At 73.6% G+C, this 16,271-nt stretch carries 19 protein-coding genes; 9 read left to right on the top strand and 10 right to left on the bottom strand.

Annotated elements, in window-relative coordinates:
* Both ABD976_RS06270 and ABD976_RS06265 read right to left on the bottom strand, forming a co-directional pair.
* On the bottom strand, positions 1-391 hold a 391-nt coding region (locus ABD976_RS06270), incomplete at its 3' end, for a WXG100-like domain-containing protein (protein WP_486374960.1).
* 3 nt (positions 392-394) lie between these two features.
* Positions 395-655 carry a hypothetical protein gene (locus ABD976_RS06265; RefSeq protein ID WP_369774718.1) on the bottom strand — a complete coding sequence of 87 codons (261 nt, stop codon included), beginning with the start codon at positions 653-655 and terminating at the stop codon, positions 395-397.
* Positions 656-926: 271 nt separating this feature from the next.
* Here ABD976_RS06265 and ABD976_RS06260 point away from each other — a divergent pair, with 271 nt between their 5' ends.
* Complete coding sequence (locus ABD976_RS06260; protein ID WP_345358524.1) at positions 927-1,370, top strand: MaoC family dehydratase; 444 nt, start codon at positions 927-929, stop codon at positions 1,368-1,370.
* A 254-nt stretch (positions 1,371-1,624) separates the two neighbouring features.
* Here the strand turns inward: ABD976_RS06260 and ABD976_RS06255 are convergent, their stop codons facing one another.
* The 4 genes from ABD976_RS06255 to ABD976_RS06240 all read right to left on the bottom strand — a co-directional run bounded on the left by ABD976_RS06255 (position 1,625) and on the right by ABD976_RS06240 (position 4,625).
* Positions 1,625-2,266: an adenosylcobinamide amidohydrolase gene (locus tag ABD976_RS06255; protein WP_345358521.1), complete on the bottom strand. Its 642-nt coding sequence runs from the start codon at positions 2,264-2,266 to the stop codon at positions 1,625-1,627.
* Complete coding sequence (locus ABD976_RS06250; RefSeq protein ID WP_345358518.1) at positions 2,263-3,213, bottom strand: hydroxymethylglutaryl-CoA lyase; 951 nt, start codon at positions 3,211-3,213, stop codon at positions 2,263-2,265. Before ABD976_RS06250 ends, ABD976_RS06255 begins: the two co-directional genes overlap by 4 nt.
* A complete protein-coding gene (locus ABD976_RS06245) occupies positions 3,213-3,725 on the bottom strand; it encodes a PH domain-containing protein (protein WP_345358515.1) in 513 nt (170 codons plus the stop codon). Before ABD976_RS06245 ends, ABD976_RS06250 begins: the two co-directional genes overlap by 1 nt.
* Positions 3,726-3,797: 72 nt before the next feature.
* The gene (locus ABD976_RS06240; protein WP_345358512.1) at positions 3,798-4,625 is read right to left on the bottom strand and encodes a biotin--[acetyl-CoA-carboxylase] ligase; all 828 of its coding nucleotides are present in this window, start codon (positions 4,623-4,625) and stop codon (positions 3,798-3,800) included.
* Positions 4,626-4,827: 202 nt separating this feature from the next.
* Here ABD976_RS06240 and ABD976_RS06235 point away from each other — a divergent pair, with 202 nt between their 5' ends.
* The 6 genes from ABD976_RS06235 to ABD976_RS06210 all read left to right on the top strand — a co-directional run bounded on the left by ABD976_RS06235 (position 4,828) and on the right by ABD976_RS06210 (position 8,805).
* Positions 4,828-5,454 (top strand): Maf family protein, encoded by a 627-nt coding sequence (locus tag ABD976_RS06235; RefSeq protein WP_345358509.1) that lies wholly within the window; start codon positions 4,828-4,830, stop codon positions 5,452-5,454.
* Positions 5,455-5,477: 23 nt separating this feature from the next.
* Positions 5,478-5,834 carry a DUF1707 SHOCT-like domain-containing protein gene (locus tag ABD976_RS06230; RefSeq protein ID WP_345358506.1) on the top strand — a complete coding sequence of 119 codons (357 nt, stop codon included), beginning with the start codon at positions 5,478-5,480 and terminating at the stop codon, positions 5,832-5,834.
* A gap of 41 nt (positions 5,835-5,875) precedes the next feature.
* Complete coding sequence (locus ABD976_RS06225) at positions 5,876-6,529, top strand: DUF3558 domain-containing protein (RefSeq protein ID WP_345358503.1); 654 nt, start codon at positions 5,876-5,878, stop codon at positions 6,527-6,529.
* Between the two features lie 313 nt (positions 6,530-6,842).
* Complete coding sequence (locus ABD976_RS06220) at positions 6,843-7,151, top strand: hypothetical protein (RefSeq protein ID WP_345358500.1); 309 nt, start codon at positions 6,843-6,845, stop codon at positions 7,149-7,151.
* Positions 7,151-8,011 carry a PPE domain-containing protein gene (locus tag ABD976_RS06215; RefSeq protein ID WP_345358497.1) on the top strand — a complete coding sequence of 287 codons (861 nt, stop codon included), beginning with the start codon at positions 7,151-7,153 and terminating at the stop codon, positions 8,009-8,011. The genes ABD976_RS06220 and ABD976_RS06215 overlap by 1 nt, the downstream gene beginning before the upstream one ends.
* Entirely contained in the window at positions 8,011-8,805 is a 795-nt protein-coding gene (locus tag ABD976_RS06210; RefSeq protein WP_345358494.1) for an ESX secretion-associated protein EspG, read from the top strand. Before ABD976_RS06215 ends, ABD976_RS06210 begins: the two co-directional genes overlap by 1 nt.
* 505 nt (positions 8,806-9,310) lie before the next feature.
* On the opposite strand, the gene glpD is transcribed toward ABD976_RS06210, so the two are convergent.
* On the bottom strand, positions 9,311-11,059 hold the full coding sequence (gene glpD, locus ABD976_RS06205; RefSeq protein WP_369774720.1) for a glycerol-3-phosphate dehydrogenase: 1,749 nt from the start codon (positions 11,057-11,059) through the stop codon (positions 9,311-9,313).
* Between the two features lie 79 nt (positions 11,060-11,138).
* Complete coding sequence (locus ABD976_RS06200) at positions 11,139-11,972, bottom strand: DeoR/GlpR family DNA-binding transcription regulator (protein WP_345358491.1); 834 nt, start codon at positions 11,970-11,972, stop codon at positions 11,139-11,141.
* 440 nt (positions 11,973-12,412) lie between these two features.
* Here ABD976_RS06200 and ABD976_RS06195 point away from each other — a divergent pair, with 440 nt between their 5' ends.
* Positions 12,413-13,159 carry an MIP/aquaporin family protein gene (locus ABD976_RS06195; protein WP_345358488.1) on the top strand — a complete coding sequence of 249 codons (747 nt, stop codon included), beginning with the start codon at positions 12,413-12,415 and terminating at the stop codon, positions 13,157-13,159.
* A gap of 32 nt (positions 13,160-13,191) precedes the next feature.
* Positions 13,192-14,694 (top strand): glycerol kinase GlpK, encoded by a 1,503-nt coding sequence (gene glpK / locus ABD976_RS06190; protein WP_345358485.1) that lies wholly within the window; start codon positions 13,192-13,194, stop codon positions 14,692-14,694.
* Positions 14,695-14,794: 100 nt separating this feature from the next.
* Here the strand turns inward: glpK and ABD976_RS06185 are convergent, their stop codons facing one another.
* The gene (locus ABD976_RS06185; RefSeq protein WP_345358482.1) at positions 14,795-14,938 is read right to left on the bottom strand and encodes a hypothetical protein; all 144 of its coding nucleotides are present in this window, start codon (positions 14,936-14,938) and stop codon (positions 14,795-14,797) included.
* Positions 14,939-15,274: 336 nt separating this feature from the next.
* Positions 15,275-16,243, bottom strand: a complete 969-nt coding sequence (locus ABD976_RS06180; RefSeq protein ID WP_345358745.1) for an aldo/keto reductase — start codon at positions 16,241-16,243, stop codon at positions 15,275-15,277.
* Positions 16,244-16,271 lie beyond the last annotated feature (28 nt).

Raw genomic sequence — 16,271 nt, 5'->3', positions numbered from 1 at the left:
CCCCCGCCGGTCGCCCCGCGGACCGCGCCTCGTCGACGCGCCGGGCCAGCGCCGCCAGCTCCCGCACCAGGCGAGACTTCGCCGCGCCGACCTGCTCGGCGGCGTGCGCCAACCGGTCCGCGGCGGCGCGGCACTGCTCGGCCGCCGCGGCGACCGCGCCGTCCTCCCCGGTCGACCACGCCTGCCGGGCCGCGGCCGCGGCTTCCGGACCGAGCGCGTCGAAGGCCGCCGACGCGGTCGCGGCGGCGTCGTGGGCCAGCGCGTCCAGGGCGTCGGCGGCCTCCCGCCAGGCGAGCGCCGTGCCGCGCATCGCGTCCTCATCGGCCTCCGGCCACCGCGCGCCGGCGAGCGCGGCGACCTCGCGCAGTTCAGCGGGGAGTTCGATGCCCATCGCTCACTCCTGCCCGGCGTCGCGGTGCGCTGCGCCGAAGTCCCGGAGCCGCTCGGGCAGGGCCGCGACCCGCTCCAGTGCGGACCGGGCCGGGTCCCGGTGCGCGGCGGCGAACGCCGTTCCGACATCGTCCTGGCCCCAGCACTCCCCGGCGTCCGACAGCGCGCGGCGCAGCGCGTCGGCGATGCGCTCGGCGCGGTCGGCGAGTTCACCGAAACCGCGGGCCGGGTCTGCGCCGTCGGCGCGGGAACCGTCCATGCTCACGTCCGTTCCGCCGGGTCCTGCCGGGTCGCGGTCCGGGTCCCGTCCGAACCGCTCGCGCCATTGTCGCCCCTGCCCGCAACGGCCCCGTGCGGCACCGGTCCGAACGGCGCGCGGACCGCGCTCGCCGGTGGCAGCGCGGTGGTCGGTGGGCACGGGCTCCCCTTCCGGTGCGGGCGCTCGTCGGTGGGACGCGGTGCGCCGCGGCCCGGTTCCGCTCGCCTGTGAGGACTCTCTCCACCGCTGCTCGGCGCGGCGGCGGGAAAATGGCGTGATGGCCACGATCGCTTACGAAGACCTCACGCCCGGCCGCGTCGTCGACCTCGGGAAGGTGGAGGTGGATCGCGACGAGATGCTGGAGTTCGCCCGCCGTTTCGACCCGCAGCCCTTCCACCTCGACGAGGAAGCCGGTCGCAACTCGGTGCTCGGGGGCCTGTGCGCCTCCGGCTGGTACACCGCGTCGCTGTGGATGCGTGCCTACGTCGATCACGTGCTGGCGGATTCGACCTCGCAGGGTTCGCCCGGCGGCAACGAGCTGAGCTGGACGGCCCCGGTCTTCCCCGGCGACGTGCTGCACTTCCAGCTCGAAGTGCTGAGCAGGCGGCTGTCCAAGAGCAAGCCGGGCCTCGGCCTGGTCGAGATCACCGGCACCGCCGACCGCGGCCCGGACCGGGTGCTGCGCTTCACCTTCCTCGGCATGTTCGGCACCAGGGCCTGAAAACCCACCCCACGCAGGACAAGCGGCGAAGCCGCTTCCGCACTCGCGCACAAACGGAACCACCGTCAGGCAAGCGGCGAAGCCGCTTCCGCTTTGCCCCACCCTCGCCACTGGCACCGCCGCGGGTTCTCAGCGGTCTTCTCGCGAGGACGCCCTGACGCTATGTATTGGCATACATCAAGAAGGGCGCCCGGAGCGAGAAGACAGCTGAGGTTCCGCCACCCGCACCGCTGAGCAACCGGACCACAACACTTTCACAACCCGCGGTAGCGGGGGTTGCTTGTTCTCAGCCCTGCGCTGATTCCTGCGTGCACGGCCCGCGCCAGGGCCGCGCCGATCCGGGAGCGCGGTCCGCCGTAGGGTTCCGGATCGCCGTCGGCGGGGCACAGCACCGCGGTGGCGTCGGTGACCGTGCCGGTGCCGTCGACGCCCGCTTCGGCCAGCGCCTGCGCTTTGGCCTCGGCGACCGTGGCGATCGCGTTGACCAGGGCTGCCTCGCCGAGCCGGACCGGCGACCAGCACACCGCGTTGATGGTGCCGGGGGTGCGCACCTCCTCCTGCTGCGGCGCGGCGGCCCACACCGGCTGCCCGACCCCGGTGGTGACGCTGGCCCGGACCCCGGAGTCCACGGCGGTCACCTCGTGGCGCACGTCGACGGCGGTGAGCAGCCCGATCCCGTCGTGCGCCAGCCCCAGCTCCGCGGCCAGCTCCGCGATGTGCGCGGGCGGGTCGGGCCGATCGTAGTCGTCGACGACGGTGCAGTTGAACACCCAGTGCCGCAGGCCGATCCCGCCGCCGAAGCTGGCCGAGGACACCGCCAGCCACGGCCGTTCGCACCGCCACACCAGCACCGGGCGGCCCTGCGCGGTGCGCAGGGCGGGCAGCGGTCCGGTCACGGCGCCAGCGCTCCGACGACGCGCGAGGGGCTGGGGCGCCCCAGCTTCCCGGCCATCCAGGCGCTCGTCGCCACCAGCGCGTCCAGGTCGACGCCGTGCTCGACGCCGAGCCCGTCGAGCATCCACACCAGATCCTCGGTGGCGAGGTTGCCGGTCGCCGACTCCGCGTACGGGCAACCGCCGAGGCCGCCCGCCGAGGAGTCCACCGTGCGCACCCCGCAGCGCAAGGCCGCCCAGGTGTTGGCCAGCGCCTGCCCGTAGGTGTCGTGGAAGTGCACCGCGAGCCGGTCGACCCCGACGCCGGCCGCGCCGAACGCCCGCAGCAGCGCCTCGACGTGGCCCGGGGTCGCCACGCCGGTGGTGTCACCGAGGGAGAGCTGCGCGCAACCGAGGTCGAGCAGCCGCTTGCCCGCGGCCACGACCTGCTCGACCGGCACCGCGCCTTCCCACGGGTCGCCGAAGCACATCGACAGGTACCCGCGCACGGTGAGCCCGGACCCGGTCGCCCGGCCGACGACCTGCTCGAACATCTCGAACTGCGATTCGAGGCCGCGGTTGAGGTTGCGGCGCGCGAAGGTCTCGGTGGCGGCGGCGAACACCGCGATGTCGCGCACGCCCGCCTCCAGCGCGCGGTCCAGGCCGCGCGCGTTGGGCACCAGCACCGGGTAGCGCACGCCCGGTGCGGCGCGGAGCCCGGCGAGCAGGTCGGCGGCGTCGGCGAGCTGCGGGATCCACTCGGGCCGCACGAAGCTGGTCGCCTCCAGCACGCGCAGCCCGGCGTCGGCCAGCCGGTCCAGGAACTCCAGCTTCACCTCGAGGGGGACGACGGTGCTCTCGTTCTGCAGCCCGTCGCGGGGCCCGACCTCCCAGATCGTCACCGATTCGGGCAGCTCGCCCCGCTCCGGCGGTGGCACCCGCATCGGCAGTCCCGGCACCCGCGCACCCATCAGGTCTCCTCCCGCCTCGCAGTCTCCCGAGGATCGTCGTCGACCTCCCGGTAGAGCAAGGTGTGGACCTGCTCGACGTGGGGGATGTCATCGAATTCGAGCGGTTCGTCCGAGGCGGACTCCACGACCAGCGTGCCGCAGCCCAGCACCCGGTCGATCAGCCCGTGCCGGAAGCGCACCGAGTTGATCCGCGACATCGGGATGCCGGTGCCCGAGCGGGTGAAGACGCCTTCGCGGACCATCAACCGGTGCGTGGTCAGCACGAAGTGGGTGGTGCGCCAGCGCACCAGCGGCACCAGCACCAGCCAGATCAGCAGCAGACCGCCGACCGCGCTGATCACCGCCCAGCCGATCGCGTTCCAGGCCAGCGGCGCCACCAGGGCGGCCAGGTAGGAGCCGCCGCCCACCACCAGCAGCAGCGCCAGGACCGGCAGCACCAGCGTCTTCCAGTGCGGGTGCGTGTGCACCACCACGTGCTCGTCGTCGGCGAGCAGGTCATCCGGGTAGGCCACCGGTTCCCCCTCCCTCAGCCCGTTCGACCGTCGTCGATCACGGTACCGGCCGCGCCGCGCGGCGACGGCTGATCACAGCGGGCGCAGGTGGACCACGTCGCCCGCCGACACCGGCGCGGGTTCCTCCTCGCCGTCGGCGTGCACGAGCAGCCTGCCGTGCCGGTCGACGTCCACGGCGGTGCCCACCAGCGGGTCGCGCTCGCCGAGCTCGACGCGGACGCGCTGGCCGAGGGTGCCGCACAGCCGGCGGTAGCGGTCCAGCAGCCCGGAGGCCACCACGTCACCGCCGGTGGCCCGCCACCGGTCGTCCACCTCGGCCACGGCGTCCAGCAGCGCGACCGCGAACTCCTCGCGGTCGACGTCGGCGCCCTCGGCGGCCAGCGACGTCGCGGGCAGCCCACCGGCGCCGGTGGGCAGGTCGGCGGCGGCGTGGTGCACGTTGACGCCGATGCCGACCACGATCGCCGTGCCGCCGCCCCCGGCCACCGCCTCGGCGAGGATCCCGGCGCCCTTGCTCCAGCGCTGCCCGGACCCGAGCAGCAGGTCGTTCGGCCACTTCAGCGCGGCGGGCACGTCGGTGGTCCGCCGCACCGTCTCGGCCAGCGCCACCCCCGCCAGCAGCGGGAACCAGCCCGACGGCGGCAGCCCGGGGCGCAGCAGCACGCTCACGTGCAGGCCGAAGCCGCGCGGGGAGTGCCACGGGCGCCGCAACCGGCCGCGACCGGAGTTCTGCTCCTCGGCGATGAGCACCGCGCGGTCCGGTGCGCCCTCGACGGCGGCGGCGACCAGGTCGGTGTTGGTGGACCCGGTCACCGTCACGACGTCCAGGGCCGCGTACGGGCCGCCGTCGACCAGGCGGGCGCGCAACCGGTCGGCGCTGAGCAGCACGGGAGTCGACACCCGTCCAGCCTAAGAACCCGCCCCCGACCACGCCGCGCCGGGCGCCACCGCGACGGGCGACCCCTCGCCCGGGAGCCGCACGGGCGTCCGCCACCTGGTCGGGTGGTGAGCGAGGGACACCTTCATCCGACATGGCGCCCCGCACCCGGGTCGGCGCGGGACGCGCGGCCGGTCCGCGGCTCGTGGCCGATAGGGTTCCGGTGTGCGTTTCGTGCTCGCTTCGGCTTCCCCCGCCCGGCTGTCCGTGCTGCGTTCGGCGGGCATCGACCCCGTGGTCCGGGTGTCCGGTGTCGACGAGGACGCCGTCGCGGCGGGGTTGACCGATCCCGCCCCGGCCGAGCTCGTCACCGCGCTGGCGCGGGCCAAGGCGGAGGCGGTCGCGCGGGAGGCGACCGACACCGGCGAGTCGGTGGTCGTCGGCTGCGATTCGATGCTGCTGATGGGCGACGGCGAGGTGGTCGGCAAGCCCGGCACCGCCGAGGTCGCGGCCCGCCGCTGGGCGGCCAACGCCGGGGGCACCGGCCACCTGCACACCGGGCACGGCGTGCTGCGGCTGCGCGACGGCGAGGTGGTGGCGCGGGCCGACGGGCACCTGAGCACCGCGGTCCACTTCGGCACCCCGAGCCCGGAGGAGCTCGACGCCTACGTGGCCACCGGGGAGCCGCTCCAGGTCGCCGGCGGGTTCACCCTCGAAGGCTTCGGCGGCTGGTTCATCGAGGGCGTGGACGGCGATCCCTCCGGCGTGCTCGGCATCAGCCTGCCGCTGACCCGGTCACTGCTCGCCGAGGTCGGTGTCGCGGTCACTTCCCTGTGGCGCCGGACCGGCTGATCCCGCCGCCGTAGGATGGCGCCGTGGACGAAGGGCGGCGGCGCGGCGAGCTGCGGATCGGCGATCCCGAGCGCGAGCAGGTGATGCGGATGCTCGGCGAGCACCTGTCGGCGCGGCGACTCGACGTGCACGAGTACGACGAGCGCTGCCGCGCGGCGGCCGACGCGCGCTACCGCCGCGACCTGGACCGGCTGTTCACCGACCTGCCCGAACCCCGCCCGCAGCGCGCCGCGCCGGCCCGCGCCGCGCCAGGCCGGTTCCGGGGCCTCGTCCTGGTCGGCGCCGCGCTGCTGGGCGGCGCGCTGCTGCTGGTGCGCCTGCCCCTGGTGTTGGTGCTGATCGCGGTCGCCGGGGTGATCTGGTGGGGCCTGCGCCGGTGAGGGCTCGCACGCCCGCGGCACGGCTTCGTTACGGTGTTCAGATGGACACCTCGCGGAGGGCGGTGGCGTCGGGCGGCGTGCTGGCCGCTCTCGTCCTCACCGGATGCGGGCCGACGCAGTCCGAGCACGCCGCCGAGACCGCTTCGCCACCACCGGCGCCGCCGCCGACCACGTCGAGCACGCCGCCGCCACCGCCGCCCCGGCCGTTCGAGATCGGGCTGGACGGTGTCGACCCGTGCGAGCTGCTCACCGCCGACCAGCGCGCCCAGCTCGGTTTCGACCGCGAACCGATCCCGGACTCCGAGGCCGGGTTCGGCGACGCGGCGACCTGCAGCTACCGCAACAGCACGGCCAAGGTCGGCGCCCGGCTCGCGCTGATCACCACCGAAGGCATGGGGGTGTGGACCGACGACACCGCGCAGGTGTCCGCGACGCCCGTGGTGGTCGAGGGCTTCCCCGCGCTGGTCATCAAGACGCCCGGCCTGGACCTGTCCTGCAACGTCGCGGTGGACGTCGCCGAGGGGCAGCACCTCGACGTGCTCTACCGGGACGACGGCGGGCAGCCCCCACCGCCGGTGGACCAGTTGTGCGCGGGCGCGCAGCGGGTCGCCGAGGACGCCGTCGCGACGCTCGCCGCGCCGGAGACCTCCACAACGGAACCCACCTCCGAGACGATGACCAGCACCGATCGCTGAGCGTGCGGCAACACGAGCGATCTTCACCCAATTCGGGGTGGCACTCACCGCAGCTGTAGGACTCCCCTCCGTGACGGGTGGTGGTTACAGTGATCGGCGGACGTCCGAGAAGCCGTCCTCGCACCGAGCGGCCCGGCGCTGCCGAACCGGCGCGGTCCGCTCGCGGCGCCCGACCCCGGCGCGGTGACCCGCATCGCCGCCATCCCGGGCGTCCAGCGCGGACGGATTCTCACCTTGGGAGGGGAAAAACGTGCCGCTCAGTTCGCCAACCGGCGACGGTTACGCGGGCTCGCCGGGCGATTCCGGCGGATCCGTGCAGGTCGAACCGTCGTCCATCCCGAAATTGGTCAGCGCTCTGCAGGAATCGCTGGACTCGGTCGGTGTGCAGATCGAACACGCGATCACGGAGCTGCGCATCCGGCCGTGGGCCGGGGACCCGATCAGCAGCTACGCCGCCGGGGAGTTCAACGACCGGTCCCTGGGCGGTGGCGAGGACGCCCTCACCGCGCTGTGCGGGTACCGGGACCAGTTGCAGGCGGCCGCCGAATCGCTCGAACGCGCCGGGCAGCAGTACCGGGTGATCGACGAGGACAACGCGGTCGGCATGGCCGGGGGCTGCTGATGGCCGAACACCGCTGGCAGGGCTACAGCCACGCCGAGCTGTTCGCCCAGATCAACGACGGGCCCGGCGCCGACGGGTCCACCGACAGCATCCGCCGCTGGTCCGAGCTGACCCGCGCGCTCGACGAGATCGACAGCGGTCTGGCCGCCGCGGTCGCCACCGCGCGCGCCGGCTGGCGGGGCGAAGCCGCCACCAGCGCCGAAGGTGGGCTGCGCCCGCTCGGCGAGTGGGCGGCGCAGGCGCAGCAGGCGGCCGAGGTGATGCGCGAGCGCGCCGAGCAGCAGGCCGAGCACATCAGCAAGGCCCGCCGCGACATGCCCCCGCCCGTCGAGGCACCGGCCGAGGAGCCGAGCGCCGCCGTGACCCTGCTGACCCACCTGTTCGGCGGGCAGACCGACTACGAGGTCCAGGAGGCCCGCCAGCGGGCCGCCGAGCAGCGGGCGTTCGACGTCATGCGCGCCTACGAAGCCTCCACCCGGGCCACCACCACCTCGCTGGCCTCCTTCACGCCGCCGCCGCAGGTCGTGGTCGACACGCCGGTGGGCCGGGGCGGCGCATCGGGCGCCGGGCAGCAGGTCACGATCAGTTGGGGTGCCCCGGTCACCCCGACGGCCCCGGCCCCGCGCGCTCCGCTGGGCAGCGCCCCCGCCGGGCGGGGCGAGCGGTCCGCCCGGAACGGGAGCGCGACCGGCCGCGGCGGTTCCGCCCGGCACCGCGACGGCACGTTCTCCCCGACCCGCAGGCGCACGTCCGGCGAGCAGGTGGACCGGTCGGTGACCGAGCAGGTCGGCGGCCGGGGCGGCTTCTTCGACGAGCCGCAGACCTTCTCCCGTCCGGTGATCGGGGGCGAGCCCGGGTGATGCCGATCTCGACCGGCCGGGTCGAGCGGTTCAGCCTGTCCGCGCTGGAATTCGACGTCCTGGTGGAACACCTCGGGCTGGAGGCGATGCCGCTGGTCCTCAAGGTCCCGTCCCCGGGGCGCACCGACGTCGAGCGGGCCGAACTGGTGGACTCCGCGTGGCGTTCGCTGGCGGCCCGCGACCTCGGTTCGGCCACCGGGCTCGACACCGCGGTCGAGGACGCGCTGCGGTTGCTGGCCCGACCGGACCGCGAGGTGGACGGTCGGCTCTGGCTCGGCCGCGGGGTGCGCGTGCTCGCCGCCGCCGACGATGCCGCCGACCGGGCGGTTCTGGTGGTCAAGGAGGCGGACCGGCTGGAGTTCCGGAGCGCGGCGGCGTCCGGGCTGGCCCGGGAAGCGGTGTCGGTGCTGCCCCCGGCGGTCGCCGGACCAGGTCGTTCGGTGTCGCTGCGCAGCGCGGACCTCGACGCGGCCGCCGCGGAAGCCGGGGACGGCGTCGAACGGCTGCCCGCCGCGCTGCGCCGACGCGGCGTCCGGGCGGAGGACGCCGAGAACCTCACCGGCATGGTCGGCGAGGTCACCGCGCAGGGCCAGTTCGGCGTCGCGGCGCGGGACCGCTTGGGGCGTCGCCACCGCGGCGCGCACACCATCGGGACCTTCGACAACGACTACGGCCGCTACCTGCAGCTCCGCCGCGCGTCCCCATCCGGGGAGCTCTGGAGCACCCTGGCCCCCGCCGACAGCAGGCAGCTCGCCGCCCACCTCGACGAACTCCTCGCCACCCTCACCGGGTGACCGTCCGAACCGGCCGGTCCGGGCGGCTGGCCGTTCGACGGTGGAACCTTCGGGATGACCGGCCGTTCGGGATGACGGGCCATTCGGACCGGTGGCCCCGGTGCGGGGAGCGTCATCGGGCAGCGGCCTGTTCGGACCGGTGTCCACCTTCGTTCGAGCGGTCGTCCCCGGCCGCGATCCCGTGCGCCGCGGGCGTCATCCACCTTCAGGGGGCGCATGCGATCTCGCGGGCGGCACGCGATCCTCGGATGCGGTCGTCCGGCGGCGGAACTGCCGGACCGGGTCCGCCCGCGAGGTGCGCGGGGAAGCCACCGCTCGGTGGTGGGTGTGCGGCCGGAGCCGCGGCCACCACCGAGCGATGTTCCCCTGATGCCGCTCCGCTACGTGGTTCGCCTTCCCACGGGCATTCCCTCCGGTCCGCGGCGGGCGCTGCACGCCCGCCGCGAACCCGTAGCCGATCCGGCATGGTCCGCACCCGCGTTCCCCGATCGCGTCGGGGCGCCGGTCAGGAGCGCGTCGTCTCCTCCAGCCGTTCGCGCGCCTCCGGGGCCGCCGACCGCCGCTCGTCGGCGGACTGGTCGTCGGGCTCGGTCTGCGACGCGCGCTCCGCCTCGACCCGCTTGACGTAGAGCTCGACCTCGCGGCTGATCTGCTCCTCGTCCCAGCCGAGCACCTCGGCCGCCAGCCTGGCGACCGGCTCGGCGCACTCCACGCCCCGGTGCGGGTACTCGATGGAGATTCGCGTGCGCCGGGTCAGGATGTCCTCCAGGTGCAGCGCGCCTTCGTGGCTGCACGCGTAGACCACCTCGGCCTGCAGGTAGTTCGGCGCCTCGGGGATCGGCTTGAGCAGCTCCGGACGGCCCTGGGCGACCGCCAGCACGTCGTGGATCTCCGAGCCGTAGCGGTCCAGCAGGTGCCGGATCCGGTACGGGTGCAGCCCGTGCTCGGCGGCCAACTGGTCGGCCTGGTTCACCAGCGCGTGGTAGCCGTCGGCGCCGAGCAGCGGCACCCGGTCGGTGATGGACCGCGCCACCCGGCCGGTGAGGTCCGGGCTGATCGCGTCCACCGCGTCGGCGGCCATGACCCGGTAGGTCGTGTACTTGCCGCCCGCGATGGCCACCAGGCCGGGCGCGACCCGCGCCACCGCGTGCTCCCGGGACAGCTTCGAGGTCTCCTCGCTCTCCCCCGCCAGCAGCGGGCGCAGTCCGGCGTAGACCCCTTCGATGTCCTCGTGCTTCAGCGGCGTGGCCAGCACCTCGTTGACGTGTTCCAGCAGGTAGTCGATGTCGGCCTTGGTCGCCGCGGGGTGGGCGAGGTCGAGGTGCCAGTCCGTGTCGGTGGTGCCGATGATCCAGTGGCTGCCCCACGGGATGACGAACAGGACGGACTTCTCGGTGCGCAGGATCATGCCCGTCTCGGAGACGATCCGGTCCTTCGGCACCACGATGTGCACGCCCTTGCTGGCCCGCACCCGGAACTGGCCGCGTCCGCCGGAGAGCGCCTGGAGCTCGTCGGTCCAGACGCCGGTGGCGTTGATCACGGCCTGGGCGCGAACCTCGGTCTCGGCACCGGTCTCGACGTCCTCGACCCGCACGCCGGCGATCCGGTCGGCGTCCCGGAGGAATCCCGAGACCCGGGTCGAGTTCATCACCACGGCGCCGTAGCGGGCGGCGGTGCGGGCCAGCATCATGGTGTGCCGCGCATCGTCGGCCTGGGCGTCGTAGTAGCGGATGCCGCCGATGAGCGCGTTGCGCTTGAGCGCGGGCACCATGCGCAGCGCACCGGCCCGGCTGAGGTGCTTCTGGCCCGGCACCGAACGGGCGCCGCCCATCGTGTCGTAGAGGAACAGCCCCGCCGCGGTGTAGGGCCGCTCGACCACCCGCTTGGTGAGCGGGTAGAGGAAGCTGACCGGCTTGACCAGGTGCGGCGCGATCCGGTTCAGCATCAGCTCGCGCTCGCGCAACGCCTCGCGCACCAGCGAGAACTCGAGCTGTTCGAGGTAGCGCAGACCGCCGTGGAACAGCTTGCTGGACCGGGACGACGTGCCCGACGCCAGGTCGCGGGCCTCGACCAGCGCCACCCGCAGCCCCCGGGTGGCGGCGTCCAGCGCCACGCCCGCACCGGTGACGCCGCCGCCGATCACGACGACGTCGAACTCCTCGTCGCCCAGGCGCCGCCAGTTCCGCGTGCGGTCCTCCGGTCCGAGCCGCCCGTTCAGGCGGGTCGCTTCGCTGTCGCTTCTGTCCTTGGACACCAGACGTCCTCCTCGCTCGAATCGCGTCCCACCGCCGACGCGGAACCGGACCCGGCGCCGATACGTCCTGCAGTGGTCATCATGCCCGACCAGCACCTCCGGTGCCCGTCCCAGCACTTCCGGCGCCCGCCTGCTCGACCTCGGCGCCCCGCTCCCGGAGCACCTCGACGTCGGCCGCCGAGGTCTGGGAGTCCACGATGACCACGTCGAAGTCCTCGGCGGGGGCCACCGCGTGCAGCGCCCGCCTGCGGAACTTCGTGTGGTCGACGTAGAGCACCCGGCGCCGGGCCGAGGCGAGCATCGCCTTCTTGATCTGCACCATCTCCTGCTGCGGGTAGCAGCAGATGCCGTCGGTCACCGCGGAGACCGACATGATCGCCAGGTCCACGCGCAGGTTGCGCAGCGCGTCCAGGGCCATCCCGCCGACGTAGGCGTCCGCCCACGGCAGGTAGTCGCCGCCGACGCACACCAGGTGGATGCCGGGGGCGCCGGCCAGCTCGTCGAAGACCCCGCGGTGATTCGTCACGACGGTCATCGGCGCGCGCTCGGGCAGCAGCCGAGCGAGGTAGACCCCGGTCGTCGAATCGTCGAGGAGGATCGCCTGGCCCGGCTCGATGAGCTCGGCCGCGGCCTTGGCGATCTCGATCTTCTCCGCCTGGTTCTGCTGCAGGCGGTACTCCGAGGCCGCCTCGTAGAGCAGGGACGAGGCCGCGGAGACGTTGCCCCGGTTGCGGTGGACCAGCCCTTGGGCCTCGAGGTCGGCGAGATCCCGGTACACCGTCATGGCGCTGGCGTCGACCGTCGCCACCAGGTCGTCGATCCGCAACGTGCCCGCGTCCATGACGAGCTCGGTGATCCGGCGCCGGCGGTCCTGCTGCTTGCTGGACGGACGGCGCCCCGAGCTCCCCGGCATGGCCCTTCCCCTCACTGATCCGCGCCAGGGCTGCACCACGCCCCGCGCGACCTCAACACTACCCGCCGTGCGACTCCCGCAACCGCGAACTTCGGTGAAAACCTCATCCTGAGATGGTTGCACTGAGTCTTTTCACATCTCTAGTGTGACACCACTCGGCTGTCCGCGGTGAGGCGGGCGCCCGCTCGATGAGGAGGGGACATGGCTGGTGCCGCCACCGCAAGCGCCGCGCGGCCGAGTGCGTACCCCTGTCTCCAGCTCCCCGGCGGCCGTGGCGGATCATCGAAGGTCCGGGTCGGGCGGTACAGGACGGCGGTGTCCTACGAGTGGCGGCAGTCATGGACACGTGCTGCCATGCCGCAGTACCGTCCCGACTCTCCAGGTCGGACAGTCACCTGTGTCCGCCCCTGCCAACGGCGGCATGACAAGGGGAACGCGGTATGAGTTTTGGCGAGATCTTCCTGTGGGAGCTCATGGGGACGGCGACGCTCACCCTCCTGGGGTGCGGCGTGGTCGCCAACGTGCAATTGCGGAAGTCCCTCGGCTACGACGGCGGCTGGCTGCTCGTGGCCTTCGGGTGGGGCTTCGCCGTGTTCGCCGGAGCGAGCGTCGCCGCCCCCACCGATGCGCACATCAACCCGGCCGTCACCCTCGGCCTCGCGGTGAACGGCCAGACGCCGTGGGAGCAGGTGCCGGTCTACATCGTGGCGCAGGTCATCGGCGGCGCGATCGGCGCGGTGCTGTGCTGGGCCGCGTACAAGCTGCAGTTCGACACCCACGACGACCCGGGGAGCACCCGGGGGATCTTCTGCACCGGCCCGACCGTGCCCAACGCCCCGTGGAACCTGATCACCGAGATCATCGGGACGTTCGTCCTGGTGCTGTGGATCATCCTGAGCCCGCAGGCCGGTCCCGGTGACTCGCCCGGCGTTCCGGAGTTCGGCAACGCCGCGCTCGGCTACGCGGCGGTGGCCTTCATCGTGGTGAGCATCGGCGCCTCGCTCGGCGGTCCCACCGGGTACGCCATCAACCCGGCCCGCGACCTGGGCCCGCGCATCGTCTACGCGGTGCTCCCCATCCGCGGCAAGGGCTCCGCGGAGTGGGGTTACTCCTGGATCCCGATCGCCGGCCCCGCCATCGGCGGGATCCTCGCGGGAGCCCTCGCCCTGGCCCTGCCGGCCACCTGATCCAACCGCCCCGCAGAGGAAGGCAGAACGAGATGACCTCCTACGTCGCCGCCATCGACCAGGGCACGACGTCGACCCGGTGCATGGTCTTCGACAGGTCGGGTTCCGTGGTCTCGGTGGACCAGATCGAGCACCGCCAGATCTTCCCGCAGGCCGGCTGGGTCGAGCACGATCCCGAGGAGATCTGGCAGAACACCCGCCAGGTCTGCGCCGGGGCGCTGGCCAAGGCGGACCTGACCACCGCGGACATCGCCGCCGTCGGCATCACCAACCAGCGCGAGACGACGGTGGTGTGGGAGAAGGCCACCGGCAAGCCGATCTACAACGCGATCGTCTGGCAGGACACCCGCACCGACGAGATCGTCGCCGAACTCGGCGAGGGGCCGGGCGGGCAGACCCGGTTCCACCGCAAGACCGGGCTGCCGCTGGCCACCTACTTCTCCGGCCCCAAGGCCCGCTGGATCCTGGACAACGTGGACGGCGCCCGGGAACGGGCGAAGAACGGCGAGCTGCTGTTCGGCACCATGGACACCTGGGTGCTGTGGAACTCCACCGGTGGTCCGGACGGCGGACTGCACGTCACCGACCCGACCAACGCTTCCCGGACCATGCTGATGGACCTGGAGACGTTGCAGTGGGACCCGGAGCTCTGCGAGGAGATCGGGGTTCCGATCGAGATGCTCCCCGAGATCCGGTCCTCCTCCGAGGTCTACGCCCACTTCCGGAAGCGCGCCGTGTTCGGCGGCGTGCCGATCGCGGGCATCCTCGGTGACCAGCAGGCGGCGACCTTCGGGCAGGCGTGCCTGGCCCCCGGCGAGGCGAAGAACACCTACGGCACCGGCAACTTCGTGCTGCTCAACACGGGCACCGAGCGCGTGATCAGCGAGAACGGTCTGCTCACCACGGTGGGCTACAAGATCGGCGAGCGGGACACCGTCTACTGCCTGGAGGGGTCCATCGCGGTCACCGGCTCGCTGGTGCAGTGGGTGCGCGACAACCTGGGCCTCATCGGCAGCTCCCCCGAGATCGAGCAGCTCGCGGGCGATGTCGAGGACAACGGCGGCGCCTACTTCGTCCCGGCGTTCTCCGGCCTGTTCGCCCCGCACTGGCGCTCGGACGCGCGCGGGGCGATCGTCGGGTTGACCCGCTTCGTCAACCGGGGGCACCTGGCGCGCGCGGTGCTGGAGGCCACCGCGTTCCAGACCCGCGAGGTCATCGAGGCGATGAACCGCGACTCCGGCGTGCCGCTGAAGTCGCTGAAGGTCGACGGCGGCATGGTGGTCAACGAGCTGCTCATGCAGTTCCAGGCCGACATCCTGGGCGTGCCGGTGATCCGTCCGGTGGTCAACGAGACGACCGCGCTCGGTGCCGCCTACGCGGCGGGTCTCGCGGTCGGGTTCTGGAGCAGCGAGGAGGACATCCGCTCCAACTGGGCCAAGGACAAGCAGTGGGACCCCGCGATGCCCACCGAGCGCCGGGAGAAGGAGTACCACCAGTGGCAGAAGGCGGTCACCAAGACCTTCGACTGGGTGTGATCCCGGGGCGCGACCGCCGACATCGCTGATCGGCGGTCGCCGTCGGGCGCGGACGGCGGCTGGTGGGGTGCCCGATCCCCCAGCCGCCCGCGTTCGCCGCTCAGGGCTGGGTGGTGACCCGCCCGGGGTAGGTGGCGGGGTGGCCGGTGTCGACCTCGACCCCTTCACCACCGACCAGCACGACGAAGACCGCGGCGATCAGCGCGACCACCGCGGTCAACCACGACGCGTCCACTCGCGGCATGCATCCCCCTCCAGTCATCGGCACCGTGCCGACACGTGTCTCGTCGCGAAGATCGACGCGGGCGTTACCGGCCGAGCCGAACACCGCGTTCGCCGCCCCGGGAGGTCGTGCGGCGGACCCGGCGCCGGGTCCGCCGCACGACCGGGGACGCTCGGCGCGGGCGGAGGAGGGGCACCGCGCCCGAGCGTCCCGGGAAGCCCGATGCCAGGCCGGCGGCATCGGGCTGGTCGAAGAACGGAATGTTCGAGAGGCGGCCGTGCGCGGGACCGGCTGTCCGAGGGGGCGGCTGTTCAGCGGGGACGCCGGCACGTGCCGCGGGGCGGACGCGGCTCGTGGTCAGCCCGGTAGCGGGGTGTCCGGGCGGACCAGCCCGTCGGCACGGAGCTCCGCCCACAACTCCGCGGGTACCGGGCTGGTGAACAGCGCCGCGTTGGTGGCGGCCTCCGCCGCCGTCCGGACGCCGACGACCACGCTCGCCACCGTCGGATGTGCCGCCGCGAAGGCCATCGCGAGCTGCGGCAACCGGACTCCGTACCGGGCCGCCAGCGCCGCGAGCCGACGGGCGCGGGCCACGATGTCGTCCGGCGCCGGGGCGTAGTCGTACCGCGGATCGGCGGGAAGCGCGTCGGAGGCCAGCAGTCCGCCGTTGAAGACCCCGGCCGCGAGGACCGACACGCCGCGGCGCTCGCAGGTCGGCAGCAGGCCGTCCAAGGCGGACTGGTCGAGCAGCGTGTAGCGGCCCGCCAGCATGACCGCGTCGATCTCGGTGTCGGTGGCGAAGCGCCGCAGCAGCGGCCACTGGTTCATCCCGACGCCGATCGCCCCGACCACGCCCTGCGCCCGCAGCTCGTGCAGAGCCGGGTAGGCCTCCTCGACGGCCTGCCGCCAGTGGTCGTCCGGGTCGTGGAGCAGCAGCAGGTCGACCCGGTCGGTGCCCAGCCTGCGGAGGCTGTCCTCCAGCGCACGCCGCACCCCGTCGGCGCTGAAGTCCCACACCCGCCGGTGATCGGCCGGCACGTCGAAGCCCGCGTCGTCGCGCCCATCCGGGTCGGTCGGTACCAATCGGCGGCCCACCTTGGTCGACACGACCGCCTCGGCGCGCGGGTGGTGCGCGAGCGCGGCGCCCAGCCGCCGTTCGGCGAGCCCCAGCCCGTAGTGCGGCGCGGTGTCGAAGTAGCGGATGCCCGCCCGCCACGCCGCGTCCACCGCCGCCGTCGCGGTGTCGTCGTCGATCGCGGAGTAGAGGTTGCCGATCACCGCCCCGCCGAAGCCGAGCGCGGTGACCTCGACGGGCGATCCGCCCAGCCGCGCCCGCCGCCCGGCACCACCACCG

This window comes from Saccharopolyspora cebuensis (genome assembly GCF_039542665.1).
Classification (GTDB): Bacteria; Actinomycetota; Actinomycetes; order Mycobacteriales; family Pseudonocardiaceae; genus Saccharopolyspora; species Saccharopolyspora cebuensis.
Note: the sequence above shows the minus strand (reverse complement) of the source record. Positions and strands in the feature narration are given on the sequence as shown.